The sequence below is a fragment of the Quadrisphaera granulorum genome (assembly GCF_003149145.1).
Classification (GTDB): domain Bacteria; phylum Actinomycetota; class Actinomycetes; order Actinomycetales; family Quadrisphaeraceae; genus Quadrisphaera; species Quadrisphaera granulorum.
On sequence record NZ_QGDQ01000007.1, the window covers coordinates 153,479 to 166,483 of the forward strand.

Below are 13,005 nucleotides of genomic sequence, written 5' to 3' on the forward strand. Positions count from 1 at the left end.
CCCTCGCGGCTCACCGGTCACCCGGGTGTTGGGTGGAGCCATGGCACAGCAGGCAGTCACCCTCGGGCGCACCCTCGAGCACGCGGTGCCGACGCCGCTGGCCGATGCGCTGGCCGCGGCGGTCGGCGATGGTCGCGGTGGCGGCGGTCGGCTCGGCGTCGCGTTCTCCGGCGGCGTCGACTCCTCGGTGCTGCTCGCGGCAGCGGTCCGCACCCTCGGTGCCGACCGCGTCGTGGCGGTGCTGGGCGTCTCCCCCAGTCTGGCCGCCGACGAACGACGTGCCGCGCACGCCGTCGCCGAGCACATCGGTGCGCAGCTGGTGGAGGTGACCACCCGCGAGGGCGAGCGCGCGGAGTACCGCGCCAACGGCCCCGACAGGTGCTTCCACTGTAAGGACGAGCTGTTCACCACCCTCGACGACGAGCTGGTCACCGCCCACCGGCTGGATGCTGTCGCCTACGGCGAGAACGCCGACGACGCAAGCCGTTCCGACCGTCCCGGCTCCCGCGCCGCCACCGACCACCGCGTGCTACGTCCCCTCGCCGACGCCGGCCTGGACAAGGCCGCGGTGCGCGCGCTGGCGCGCTCGTGGGCCCTGCCCTGCGCTGACAAGCCGGCCGCGCCCTGCCTCGCCTCACGCATCCCTCACGGCTCCGAGGTCACCCCGGAGAAGCTGGCGCAGGTGGAGGCCGCGGAGGCCGCGCTGCGCGCGCTGGGGTTCGCCGACTCGCGGGTGCGCCACCACGGCGAGGTCGCCCGGATCGAACTGCCGGTGGAAGACCTCGTGCGAGCGGCCACATCGCCACTGCGCGAGCAGGTCCGCGCAGCCGTGCGGAGCGCCGGCTTCCGGTTCGCCGCGCTCGACCTGGGCGGGATGCAGTCGGGCGCCTTCACCCTGGCCCTGGTGCCGCGTGGCTGAGACCTCTGCCACGACCTCTGCCACGGTGGAGAAGGACGACGACGACGTGCGCGCCGCCCGGCTCGCGCAGGGCGACGCGAGCGCGTTCGCCGAGCTCGACCTCGAGCGCACGGCCCGCCGCGGCTTCCCCGAGGCGGTGTACTGCGCCGGCAAGACCGCCGCGCAGGTCGGCGCGATCGCCGCGGCCGTGGCGGAACGGCCCGACGTCACCACCCTCTTCAGCCGCGCCGACGACGACCACGCCGCCGCCGTGCTCGCGGCGCTGCCCGACGCCGCGCACGACCCCGCGGCGCGTCTGCTCGCGTGGCCCCCGCAGCCGCCGGCGCCGACGGGCGGGCTCGTCGTCGTCCTCGCCGCGGGCACGTCCGACCTGCCCGTGGCCCGCGAGGCCCACCTCACCGCCCGCTACCTCGGACGACCGAGCGAGCTGGTGGTCGACGTGGGAGTCGCCGGGTTGCACCGCGTGCTGTCGAAGCTGGAGCTGCTGCGCCGGGCGCGCGTCGCCGTCGTCGCCGCGGGGATGGACGGCGCGCTGCCGAGCGTCGTCGCGGGGCTGGTGTCCGCGCCCGTCATCGGCCTGCCGACGTCGGTGGGCTACGGGGCCGCCTTCGGCGGGGTCGCTGCGCTGCTGACGATGCTCAACGCGTGCGCACCGGGTGTGAGCGTGGTGAACATCGACAACGGCTACGGCGCCGGTCACCTCGCCGCGCAGATCGCCGCGCCGGAGCCCAGCCGGTGACGCACGCGTGGATCGACCCCTCGGCCGGGGTCGCCGGAGACATGCTGCTGGGCGCCCTGCTCGACGCGGGCGCGTCGCTGCCGGCCGTGCAGGCGGCGGTGGCGTCGGTGCTCGGCGACGACGTCGCCGTCACCACCCGCACCGTGACCCGCGCGGGTCAGCGCGCGACCAAGGCCGACGTCGAGGTGCGCGTCGACGACCCCCCGCACCGCACGTGGACGACGATCGCCGCGATGCTCGCCGGGGCCGACCGGGCACCGCTGCCGGAGCGCGTGCGCGCCGACGCCCACGCCGTCTTCGAGCGCCTCGCCCGCGCCGAGGCTCGGACCCACGGCACCGACCCCGCTGACGTGCACTTCCACGAGGTGGGCGCGCTCGACTCCATCGCCGACGTCGTCGGGGTGTGCGCGGCCCTGCACTCCCTCGGCGTCACCAGCGCCAGCGCCGGCCCCGTGGCGCTGGGCTCCGGGCGCGTGCGCGCCGCCCACGGGTCCATCCCGGTGCCGGTGCCCGCGGTGGCGGAGCTGTCGCTGGGGCGTCGCGTCCTGGCGGGCGGCGAGGGCGAGCTGACCACGCCGACCGGGATGGCGCTGCTGGCGGTGCTGGCCGAGCGCGACGAGGACCTGCCCGCGCTGGTCCCCACGGCGGTGGGCGTCGGCGCCGGCACCCGCGACACCCCGGGGCGCCCCAACACCACGCGCGTCGTGCTCGGCGCGCTCGCGACAGCAGCGCCGACAGCGACGGGAGCGCCGACAGGGTCGACGGGGCTGGTCGAGCTCGTGGAGCTGGCCACCAACGTCGACGACCTCGACCCGCGCCTGTGGCCCGGCGTGCTCGCCCGCCTGCTCGACGCCGGTGCCCGCGACGCGTGGCTGGTGCCGGTACTCATGAAGAAGGGCCGCCCGGCGCACGTGCTCACCGTGCTGTGCGCCCCCGACCTCGCCGACCCCCTCGAGCGCGAGATGTTCGCCACCACCTCCACGCTCGGCGTGCGGCGCCGGGCCTGCTGGCAGCGGGCGTTGTCGCGCGGGTGGCTCGACGTCGTCGTCGAGGGCCACTCCGTGGCGGTGAAGGTGGGTTACGACGACGACGTCGTCCGCCAGGTGGAGCCGGAGTTCGATGCGGTCGCGAGGGCCGCCGCGGCGCTGGGGCTGCCCGAGCGCCACGTGCTGACCGCGGCCCGAGCAGCGGCGCACGCCGCCGGCTGGGCGGCCGGGAGCCCCCCGCCATCCGGCGCCCAGCTCCGCCCCCACCCCTAACCCACCCCTACCCGCGACGATCAAGGAAGTTCTGCACGGCTGCTGTCCCGCCCAGCACGCAGAAGTGCCGCCGGAGTCGGTTGGAGGCGACTTCGGCGGGGTTCTGCATGCTCGGCGGCACGTTCAGAGTGAGGGCGGCGTGACGCCCGACGTGCAGAAGTCCGCCGAGGCCCCCTCAGAGAGATGTCCGCCGGACTTCTGCACGTCCGTTGTCACACGCTGGGGTGGCGGGCATCCATGATCACGGTCGGGGTTCGCGACGGAGAATCCCAAGCGGAGAGCGGTCAGGGAACCTGCTGCACCAGCTGCATGATCCACGGCCAGATGTCGCGGACGCGATCCACGGCCTGGTCGGCGGTGGCGATGATCGGCCACACCGACGCCGCCAGCGACACCAGCCAGGCCACCACCGCGAGGGTCCACGCGAGCAACGTCTGCCGGGAGACGGCGGCCGCGACGAGTAGCCCGAGGGCCAGGAGGTAGCCGAGCACGACCACCGCCGTGATCGACCCGACAGGCACAGACAGCACCGGACCCGCGCTGGCGGCAGCGCCTACCAGCCCCAGGACGGGGGCGAGGACGAGCAGGCCACTGGCCACGACGAGCACAAGGCCGACGCCGGCGGCCACGAATCGCGGGGGGATGGCGCGGCGTTGCGCCAGCGAGCGGGACGAGTACGACATGGTGCGGGCCACAGCGGCCTCCTGGTCTGGAGCCGTGCGGCGGCGCTGCGTCGCCGCCGCCGGTCATCAGCGACCACCTCGTTTTACACCGTAAGGCGCGGGCACGCCCGTCGGAGTCTCTCCGGACGAGCGGGCGGACGAGCCAGCGAGATGGATCGATCAGCGCTGTCAGAGCCTGAACGCCGCGACCGACTCACGCGGCTCACGCGCGGTGCGCTGCAGGTCATCCGCGGTGGTCGTCGTGGACTGGGCGCTGGCGGTGGTCTCACGAGCCGCCGTCGCCACACCGACGATGTTGGCGCTGATCTCGCGCGTTCCCGAGGACACCTCGCTCACTGAGCGCACCATCTCCGCCGTCGTCGCCGGCTGCTCCTCCACCGCCGAGGCCACCGTCGCCCGCAGCGCGTCGATGCGGCCGTTGACCTCGCTGATCTGGGAGATCGCCGTTGTCGCGTCAGCGGCGTCCGCCTGCGTGGCGGAGACCTTGCCGACGATCTCGTCAGTGGCCTGCGCCGTCTGACGCGCCAGCTCCTTGACCTCTCCGGCGACGACGGCGAAGCCCTTGCAGAGCTCTCTGGCGCGGGCGGCCTCGATGGTGGCGTTCAGCGCGAGGAGGTTGGTCTGCTCGGCGATGGAGGTGATGAGCTTGACCACCTCGCCGATCTCCCGGCTGGAGCTGCCCAGCCGGGCGAGGATCGCGTCGGCCTCGCGCGCGGTGGCCACGGCGTCAGCGGCGGTCTGGGCCGCGGTGGCCGTGGAGGAGGCGATCTCGCCGATGGCGGAGGTCATCTGCTCTCCCGCCGCGGCGATCGTCGACATGGAGGAGGAGATCTCCTCCGAGGCCGCGGCCACGAGGTTGGCCTACACCGAAGACTCCTCCGCACCGGCGGACAGCTGCGCCGAGACGCCGGTCAGGCCCTCGGAGGCGCGGGTCAGGTCGTCGGCGCGGGTCTAGATGGTGCGGACCACCTCGGCGAGGTTCGCCACCGACTTGTCGGCGGCGGTAGCCAGCTGCCCGACCTCATCCCTGCTAGTAATCCCGGTGCGCTGGTCGAGGCGCCCCTCTGCCAGACCCCTGACCACGTCGAGCACGCGGGTGAGCGGGCGGGAGATGGAGCGCGCCAGGACCACGGCCGTGGTGACGGCGATCGCGAGGGCGACGACGGCTGCGCCGACCATCAGGGCCATGGCGCTGCGGAACGCGGCGGCACCGGCCTTCGACGCGGCAGCGCCGTCGGCGAGCTCCGCTGCGTACAGGCCGTCCATGGCCTTCCCGATCTGGGTGGTCAGAGGTGAGACGACCTCGTCACGGTGCTTGCCGTAGCCCGCGTTGTCGCCCACCTGGGCGAAGGTGAAGAGCGCCTTGCGCTGCTCCCGCCACTGGCCGACCAGCTCCCATGCCGCGGCACGCTGGGCGGCGGTCGAGCCGGCGTCGTAACGCTTCCAGTCTTTGTCGAGCGCGGCCTCGTGTTCGGTGTTGCCGTCCAGGGCGAGCTTCAGAGTCTTCGGGTCGTTGATGCCAGCCCGCGCGCGGGAGGTGTCCTGGCGCATGAGCTGGATGTCCAGGCGGGTGGCGTCCAGCGCCTCCAGGGAGGCGAGGTTGCCGGAGTACATGTCGTCGAGCTGCGCCTGCGCCTGCGCCAGGCGCTGCACCCCGATGCCGAGCACGGTCAGCAGCAGGACGCAGACGACGCCGAAGGTGGCGAAGAGCTTGGTGGCAACCCTGAGGTCGCGCAGGCGAGCGAGCACGGTGTCTCCCGTTGCGGGGGCTGGCGAATGACCTCCAGACCATCAACCGAGGATCATGAGGACTTTCGCCCCAGGTCGTGATCGACATGGGGAGACGGCCCCCGGTCGACCGCCAGCCCACCGTCAGCGGACCCGGAAGCGCTCCACCAAGCCGTCGCTCACCCCGTTCCAGCGCTCGTCGAGGGCACGGCGCACGGGGTCGGCGTCGTACCAGGCGACGATCTCCTCCGCGCCGCGCTCGAACGGCACCAACGCACGCCACCCGGGCGCCATCGACTTCACCTTGCTGTTGTCGAAAACCATCGAGTGGCCCTTGTCGCTGAGCAGACCGGCGCCCCACTCGCGGTCGACGGCGTTGATGGCGTCCGAGGGCACGTGCACGAGCTCGGGGTCGGCCACGCCGGCGGCGCGCGCCAGCACGCGGGCGATCTGGTCCCACGCCCAGGCGTCGTCCCGGTGATGTGGAAGGCCTCGCCCAGCGCCCGCGGCTGGGCGAGCAGCGGCAGGAGCGCCCCGGCGAAGTCGGTGTGGTGGGTCAGGGTCCACGGCGACGTGCCGTCTCCGGGGACGACGACGGGCTGCCCGCGCCGCATCCGCTCCACGAACGACCAGCCGCCGTCGAAGGGCACGAGCGTGCGGTCGTAGGTGTGCGACGGGCGCACCACCGTCATCGGGTACCCCTCCTGCCGGTACAGGGCGGTGAGGAGTTCCTCGCAGGCGATCTTGTCCCGCGAGTACTGCCAGAAGGGGTTGCGCAGCGGCGTCGACTCGGTGACCGGGAGCCGCTCCGGCGGGGTCTGGTAGGCCGAGGCGCTGGAGATGAAGACGTACTGGCCGGTGCGGCCGCGCACGAGGTCGGTGGCGGTGCGCACGTGGTCGGGCGTGAAGGAGAGCCAGTCGACGACGGCGTCGAACTCCAGGTCTCCCAGGGCCTCGCGCGCGCCGGCGGGGTCGCGGACGTCAGCGGTGTGCTGCACGGCCTGCTCCGGCAGCGGGCGCAGCGAGGTGGCGCTGCGGTTGAGGACGTGCAGCTCGTGGCCGCGCTCGACGGCGAGCGCGAACGCAGCGGAGCTGATGATCCCGGTGCCGCCGATGAAGAGGATGCGCAAGGGGTGGCCATGCGCCTCACCCTGTCCGCCTGACAGTCCCGGAAAGTCACGTCCCGTGGAGTGGTGTAAATCCCGGAGCCGCTCCCGGTGATCAATACGAGGTCGTCCACGGTGACGACGACGAAGCGATCAAGTTGAGCGGTCACCGCGCGATGGTCAGTGAGAACCCGCCAAGGAACTCACAGCAAGGACACAAGCGCGCGATGACCGAGGACCACTCTGCCCTGCTCACCCTGCTCGCGGAACTGCACGACGCGACCGAGAACGACCGCATCCGCCGCATCACCGAAGACGCCCTGCAGAAGCTCATCGACGCCGAAGCGACCGCGACCATCGGCGCCGGTCGCTACGAGCGCACCGAAGACCGCACCGCGCGGCGCAACGGCACCCGCCCCAAGACCTTCTCCACTACCGCCGGGGACCTGAACCTGCGCATCCCCAAGCTGCGCACCGGCACCTTCTACCCGAGCCTGTTGGAGCGGCGACGGCGCATCGACGTCGCTCTGTTCGCGGTGGTGGCTGAGGCCTACGTCCACGGGGTCTCCACCCGCAAGGTCGACGACCTGGTCGCCGCCCTGGGTGTGGCCAGCGGGATCTCGAAGTCGGAGGTGTCGCGGATCTGCGCGGACCTGGACACCGAGGTCGCTGCCTTCCGGACCCGGCCACTGGGTGAGCAGGCCTACCCCTACGTCTTCTTGGACGCCACCTACTGCAAGGCCCGCGTGAACCACCGCGTCCTCAGTCGTGCGGTGGTCATCGCGACCGGCGTGACCAGCGAAGGCCACCGCGAGGTCCTGGGCGTGGACGTCGGTGACAGCGAAGACGAGGCGTTCTGGAAGGCGTTCCTGACGGGCTTGAAGCGGCGCGGACTGGGCGGGGTGCAGCTGGTGATCAGCGATGCCCACGAGGGGCTGAAGAGAGCCATCGCGAAGTCGATGTCCGGGGCCAGCTGGCAGAGGTGCCGGGTCCACTTCGCCAGGAACTTGCTGGCGCATGTGGCCAAGGCCGACGGTGAGGTCGTCAGCGCCGCGTTCCGCACGGTGTTCGCCCAGCCGTCCGCCGCCGGCGTGATGAGTCAGTGGGACTCCGTCGCGAGCACGTTCGCGTCGACGCACCCGAAGGTGGCGGCGGTGATGGACGCCGCCCGGGAGGACGTGCTGGCCTTCACCGCCTTCCCGGGCTGTCACTGGAAGAAGATCTGGTCCACCAACCCGCTGGAACGGCTGAACAAGGAGGTCAAGCGCCGCACCGACGTGGTCGGGGTCTTCCCCAACGACGCTGCCCTGCTGCGCCTGACCAGCTGTGTGCTGATCGAGGCCCACGATGAGTGGGCCGCAGGGGACCGGCGCTACCTGTCGGAGGCGTCGATGGCCGCGCTGAACGGGGCCAACGTCACCGCCCTGCCCCAGTCGGAGATCGTCGCCACGAACGGCCCCGTCGGTATCGACACCGGAGCCGCCATGAGCGCATGATCAGCGAAGCTGACCTGCACGGCGAGAACGATCTACACCACTACAGGGGACGTAACCGCCCGTTGCGCGGCAGCGCCTTCGTGCCCGCCTCGGCCCGCTGCGCGGCAGCGCCTACGTGCCCGCCACGGCGGCGCCCGCGCGGGCCGAGGACCTGCGCGGGCTTCCGCCGGTGCTGACGTTCGTCGGCGACGCCGAGCCGTTCCACGACGAGGTGGTCACCTGGACCGAGCGCCTGCGCGAGGCGGGCGTGCCGGTGGAGAGCCGCGTCTACCCCGGCTGCTTCCACGCGTTCGACCTCATGGCGCCGCGGGCGCGGGTGAGCCGCGAGGCCACCGCGTTCCTCGTGGAGGGCTTCACGCGCTGGTGCGCCGAGCTGTCAGCGCCCCAGCCCTCCGCCTGACCGCTTCTCCCGCTCTCAGGAGGTGCGCGCCCTCACCACGGCTCCAGTGACCGCGTCGGCCAGCAGGAACAGCACCAGGCTGACGCCGAGCACCGGCAGGGCCCACGCCACCGCGGCCGTCACCACGAGGACGACGACGAGCGCCGGCAGCGGCAGCCACCGGTGCGCTCCGCGCGGCGCCGGACGACCCACGCCCCAGCGGGTGGACCTATCGGGCCGGCGCTGCCACCATATCCGGTAGCCCCAGACCACCGACGTGGCGATGCCCGCTGCCAGCGCGAGCAGGACCAGCTGGTTGGCGAGGCCGAACAGGCTCCCGGAGTGGGCGTCGATGCCCCAGCGCGCCATCTTGGCCATGAACGGGTAGTCGGCGAACGTCACGACATCGACCACGTGCGCGCTCGGGGCACCGTCGTCCACCAGCGGCGCACCGAGCATGACCGCCGCGCTGCCGACCTGCTCGGGCCAGCTGCGGTGCACCTCGTCGACCTTCCACGTGGAGCTCGCGTCGGCAGGCAGCTTCACCTCCACCTGGGCGGAGTCCAGGCCCGCGGCGCGTGCGGCGGCGAGCACCGCGGTGGCGTTGGCGGCCAGGGACGCCCCGGTGGGCGACGACGGCTCAGCACCCGCCTTTCCCGCCATCAAGGTGTGGTCCTCGTGCCCTGCGGCCGGTCCGGTGGCCGGGCCCTGTGACGTCCCCGCCGCAGCGGCGGGGAGGGCGGTGTCGACGGTCGGGGTCTCCCAGGACAGGGCGGAGCGCAGCGCGGTGACGCGTTCCCCCGCGTAGGTCGACCACGTCAGGCCCGTGGCGGAGAGAGCCAGCAGCCCCAGGAGCATCCACGTCCCGGTGACGCCGTGGAGCGACCGCGTGCGGGTGCGGCCCGTGGTGCCGCGCTCCAGCAGCAGGGTCCGCCCGAGGCGGTGGGCGGTGACCCGCCGCGTCGTCCACAGCGCCAGGCCGGAGACGGCCAGCACCGCCAGCCACGAGGCGGCCAGCTCGCTGTAGACCCGACCCGGCTCCCCCAGGTGGAGGTTGCGGTGCAACTCGCTCACCCAGGCGCGCAGCGGCAGCGAGCCGGACGTGCCGTAGACGGGCAGCTGCCCCCGGACCTCCCCGGTGCCGGGGTCGACGAAGACGGCCAGCCGGTAGGGCTCCCCCAGCGAGGGGTCGCTGAGCAGCACGCGGGTGGTGTCCGACGGGGTGGGTGCTGGGCGGACGGCGACCAGCGCGCTCTCGCTGCCGGCGCCCCGTGCGGCGAGGGCGGCACCGATCTGAGCGTCCAGCGGGAGGGCGGTGGCGGACGGCGCCACGTGCAGCTCGTGGCCGTAGACGACCTGCTCCACCTGCGGCGCCGTGGCGTACAGGCCGCCCGTGACCGCGGCCACGAGGATGAACGGGGCGACGAGCACCCCGGCGAAGAAGTGCAGCCGCAGCACCAGCGGGCGCAGCCGTGACCACGCCGACGGCACAGCGGCGGAGGAGATGGCAGAGAAGGTGGCGGCAGTGGCTCCAGTGGCGGCGCCGGCAGGGCGGTGGGTCGGCGGGGTGAGGTCTGAGGCGGTCACGGGGGTCCTCCGGGCGTGCGGCGACCCCCCGTCGGCGCAGCAGCCGGCGCGTGGCAGGCGTCGTCGTCATCGAGGTCGACGTCGGGGTCGTCGTCGGGGTCGTCGTCGGGGTCAGCGGTGGTCGGACGGCGCGACGGGCGGGACCGCGCACCCGCGACGGGTGGGAGCGGTCAGGCCGGCGCGAGGACCGGGCGGGGCGGACCGCGGCGCGAGGTGGTGCTGCACAGTGCCGGCTGGTGGGGCGGGGCGAGGAGCGCGTCGGCGGCGGGCGCCCGCAGGCCTTCCCCGCCGGCGTGCACGAGGGGCGCACGCACCGCGATGAGCAGCGCCAGCGGAGCGAGCCAGGCCCGCAACAGCCACAGGGAGCGGTCGGTGCCGGCCAGCGCGGCGGCGGTCAGGACCGTCGCCGCGACGTGCGCCACGAGCATGAGCGCGGTGTCGTGGCCGCTCCCGGCGCCACCAGCCGCTCCGGCCAGGTGCACGCCGGCGAGGTCGGGTCTCGCCGCGTGCTCACCGCGGTGCGCGTGGGCGCCCACCGCCGCCAGCGCCGACGCCGATGGCGCGCCGGGCGCACCACCAGCCCCCGGGGCCAGGAGCTCGAAGGCCGAGTGCAGCACCACCTGGCCCGTTCCGAGCGCGGCGAGCGCCGCGGCAGCGCTGAGGCGGCGGGCGGTGAGGGCGTGGCCGACGCAGGCCGCGGCCACGACCACCCCGGCCAGCAGAAGCGGGGGCGGGAGCTGCCCGCCTCCGAGCAGGTGCGCTGCGGCGGCGATGGCGACGACGGCGAGGGCCAGCGCGAGGCCGCGGGCCGCGCGCAGCGCGCCGGTCCGCGGGTCGTCCACGCGACGACGCTAGCGGAGCCGCGGCCGCGGCCGGGTTGATCCGCGGGATCGGCGCCCCCACAGCGGCCCCGCGGTGTGAACGCTCTCATGGGTCGGGCAGGCTGTGCTCGTGGCGACGAGGTCATCGACGAAGATCACTGAGGGACGCGCCGTGCTCGGCATCGAGTTCGGCTCGACGCGCATCAAGGCCGTACTCATCGGACCCGGCCACGAGGTGCTGGCCACCGGCGGCCACACCTGGGAGAACCAGCTGGTCGACAAGCTATGGACATACTCCGTCGATGCCGTCCGCACCGGTCTGCAGGACGCCTACGCCCAGGTCGCAGCTTTCGTGCGGGAGGAGCACGGCGTCGAGCTGACGCATCTGGCGGGCCTGGGCGTCTCGGCCATGATGCACGGCTACCTCGCCCTCAACGCCGACGGCGAGCTGCTGGTCCCGTTCCGCACCTGGCGCAACACCCACACCGGCGCCGCGGTCGAGCAGCTGTCCGCCGCCCTCGACTTCAACGTGCCGCACCGCTGGTCGATCGCCCACCTGCACCAGGCGGTGCTCGACGGCGAGGAGCACCTGCCGCGCCTGGCCACGGCTACCACGCTGGCCGGCTATGTCCACCACGCGCTGAGCGGTGAGCACGTGCTCGGCGTCGGTGACGCGAGCGGCGTCTTCCCCATCGACAGCACCACCGGCACCTACGACGCCGCCCGCCTGGCCAGCGCCCAGCGCGTCCTGACCGACGCGGGGTTCACCGGCCAGCTGTCCGACGTGCTGCCGCGGGTGCTGTCCGCCGGTGAGGTGGCCGGCCACCTCACCGAGGCCGGTGCCCGTCTGCTCGACCCGAGCGGCACGCTGCAGCCCGGCGCCCCGCTATGCCCCCCTGAGGGCGACGCTGGCACCGGCATGGTGGCCACCGGGTCGGTGGCTCCGCGCACCGGCAACATCAGCGCCGGCACCTCGATCTTCGCGATGGTCGTGCTCGAGGGGCCGCTCTCGCAGGTCCACCGCGAGCTCGACCTCGTGACCACCCCCGCCGGAGACCCCGTGGCGATGGTCCACTGCAACAACGGCGCCTCCGAGCTCAACGCCTGGGCGCGGCTGTTCCAGCAGTTCGCCGCAGCTGCCGGCTCCCCGCTCGACGACGCAGACGTCTTCCGCACCCTCTTCGAGGCCTCCCTCGACGGCGCCGCGGACGGCGGCGGCATGCTCGCCTACAACTACCTCTCCGGTGAGCCCATCACCGACCTGGAGGAGGGGCGGCCGCTCTTCCTGCGCACGCCCGGCAGCCCCTTCGACCTGTCGACGTTCATGCGCACCCAGATCTACGCGGCGTTCGCGACGCTGCGGATCGGCATGGACGTGCTCACCGCCGAGGGCGTGCGCCTAGACCGGATGTTCGCCCACGGCGGGGTGTTCGGCACGAAGGGCGTCGCGCAGCGTCACCTCGCCGCCGCGATCGACACCCCCGTGTCGGTAGGCGACGTCGCCGCCGAGGGGGGCGCGTGGGGCATCGCCGTCCTGGCGGCCTTCACCGCGGCACGCACGGGTGGTGCCGAGCAGCGCGGCCTGGCCGCATACCTGAACGAGGCCGTCTTCGCCGACGCGCAGCTCCAGACGCTCGAGCCCGACGACGACGACGTCGCCGGCTTCGACGCCTACCTGCGCCGGTATGTCGCGGCCCTCCCGGTGGAGCGCGCCGCCGTCGAGCACTCCTGACCCGTCGTGTGCACGCTCATGCCGGTCGTCGTCGTCCACGTCCTTGCCCGCGCAGTGCACGCCGCCCAGGCCAGAGCGGAGCAGCTCGCGCGTACCGATGCGCTGACCGGTGTGCTCAATCGCCAGGGGATGGGTGAGTCGGCGGCGGTCATCGGCTCGTGGAACGACGCTGCCGCCGCGGACGCTGTGGCCGAGCGTCTGCTCGCGGCGGTGGAGCAGCGGGACATCCCCGGCCTGCCTCGGGTCACCATCAGCATCGGCACCGCCTCCGTCCAGGCCGTCGACGTACTCGCGCACGAGCCCTCGGAGGTGCTGGCCTGCCTCGTCGACCAGGCCGACCAGGGCCTGTACCAGGCCAAGCACGCGGGGAGGAACCGGTTCTGCCGCAGCTCCGGCCCCGCGGGGGCGCCCTCGCAGAGCGGTGCGCCAGGGGCCAGGATCGGTGCATGAGTGATGAGCGTCGTGAGCTGAAGCTGGGCTACAAGGCCTCCGCCGAGCAGTTCGACCCCGCCCAGCTAGCCGACTACGCCATCCACGCCGAAGAAGCCGGCCTGGA

The 13,005-nt window shown here is 73.5% G+C and carries 12 protein-coding genes and 1 pseudogene; 7 read left to right on the forward strand and 6 right to left on the reverse strand.

Annotated elements, in window-relative coordinates; translation table 11 throughout:
• Positions 1–40 precede the first annotated feature (40 nt).
• Genes larE through larC form a run of 3 tightly spaced genes read left to right on the forward strand, consistent with a single transcriptional unit; the run spans position 41 to position 2,917 of the window.
• Entirely contained in the window at positions 41–919 is an 879-nt protein-coding gene (larE, locus tag BXY45_RS07815) for an ATP-dependent sacrificial sulfur transferase LarE (protein WP_109773760.1), read from the forward strand.
• Positions 920–965: 46 nt separating this feature from the next.
• Complete coding sequence (gene larB, locus BXY45_RS07820; protein WP_109773788.1) at positions 966–1,658, forward strand: nickel pincer cofactor biosynthesis protein LarB; 693 nt, start codon at positions 966–968, stop codon at positions 1,656–1,658.
• Complete coding sequence (larC, locus tag BXY45_RS07825) at positions 1,655–2,917, forward strand: nickel pincer cofactor biosynthesis protein LarC (RefSeq protein ID WP_109773761.1); 1,263 nt, start codon at positions 1,655–1,657, stop codon at positions 2,915–2,917. The genes larB and larC overlap by 4 nt, the downstream gene beginning before the upstream one ends.
• Before the next feature lie 284 nt (positions 2,918–3,201).
• On the opposite strand, the gene BXY45_RS07830 is transcribed toward larC, so the two are convergent.
• The 4 genes and pseudogenes from BXY45_RS07830 to BXY45_RS07840 form a co-directional block, all read right to left on the reverse strand.
• On the reverse strand, positions 3,202–3,612 hold the full coding sequence (locus BXY45_RS07830) for a hypothetical protein (RefSeq protein ID WP_109773762.1): 411 nt from the start codon (positions 3,610–3,612) through the stop codon (positions 3,202–3,204).
• A 156-nt stretch (positions 3,613–3,768) separates the two neighbouring features.
• Positions 3,769–4,452 carry a methyl-accepting chemotaxis protein gene (locus BXY45_RS24135; RefSeq protein WP_245961692.1) on the reverse strand — a complete coding sequence of 228 codons (684 nt, stop codon included), beginning with the start codon at positions 4,450–4,452 and terminating at the stop codon, positions 3,769–3,771.
• A gap of 99 nt (positions 4,453–4,551) precedes the next feature.
• Positions 4,552–5,349: a Tar ligand binding domain-containing protein gene (locus tag BXY45_RS24140; protein ID WP_245961693.1), complete on the reverse strand. Its 798-nt coding sequence runs from the start codon at positions 5,347–5,349 to the stop codon at positions 4,552–4,554.
• 123 nt (positions 5,350–5,472) lie between these two features.
• Positions 5,473–6,458 (reverse strand): annotated as a pseudogene (locus BXY45_RS07840) (NAD-dependent epimerase/dehydratase family protein).
• Positions 6,459–6,661: 203 nt separating this feature from the next.
• Here BXY45_RS07840 and BXY45_RS07845 point away from each other — a divergent pair.
• Positions 6,662–7,930 (forward strand): IS256 family transposase, encoded by a 1,269-nt coding sequence (locus BXY45_RS07845; RefSeq protein ID WP_109773763.1) that lies wholly within the window; start codon positions 6,662–6,664, stop codon positions 7,928–7,930.
• A gap of 115 nt (positions 7,931–8,045) precedes the next feature.
• Positions 8,046–8,330 carry an alpha/beta hydrolase fold domain-containing protein gene (locus tag BXY45_RS07850; protein ID WP_170131372.1) on the forward strand — a complete coding sequence of 95 codons (285 nt, stop codon included), beginning with the start codon at positions 8,046–8,048 and terminating at the stop codon, positions 8,328–8,330.
• Positions 8,331–8,345: 15 nt separating this feature from the next.
• On the opposite strand, the gene BXY45_RS07855 is transcribed toward BXY45_RS07850, so the two are convergent.
• Together BXY45_RS07855 and BXY45_RS07860 are read right to left on the reverse strand one after the other, a co-directional pair.
• Positions 8,346–9,896 carry a PepSY-associated TM helix domain-containing protein gene (locus BXY45_RS07855; protein WP_211319337.1) on the reverse strand — a complete coding sequence of 517 codons (1,551 nt, stop codon included), beginning with the start codon at positions 9,894–9,896 and terminating at the stop codon, positions 8,346–8,348.
• Positions 9,897–10,066: 170 nt separating this feature from the next.
• Entirely contained in the window at positions 10,067–10,738 is a 672-nt protein-coding gene (locus BXY45_RS07860) for a hypothetical protein (protein ID WP_109773765.1), read from the reverse strand.
• A 109-nt stretch (positions 10,739–10,847) separates the two neighbouring features.
• Between BXY45_RS07860 and BXY45_RS07865 the strand changes: the two genes are divergently transcribed.
• Complete coding sequence (locus tag BXY45_RS07865; protein WP_109773790.1) at positions 10,848–12,449, forward strand: xylulokinase; 1,602 nt, start codon at positions 10,848–10,850, stop codon at positions 12,447–12,449.
• A gap of 18 nt (positions 12,450–12,467) precedes the next feature.
• Positions 12,468–12,899 carry a nucleotidyl cyclase domain-containing protein gene (locus tag BXY45_RS07870; RefSeq protein WP_109773791.1) on the forward strand — a complete coding sequence of 144 codons (432 nt, stop codon included), beginning with the start codon at positions 12,468–12,470 and terminating at the stop codon, positions 12,897–12,899.
• Positions 12,900–13,005: the final 106 nt, after the last annotated feature.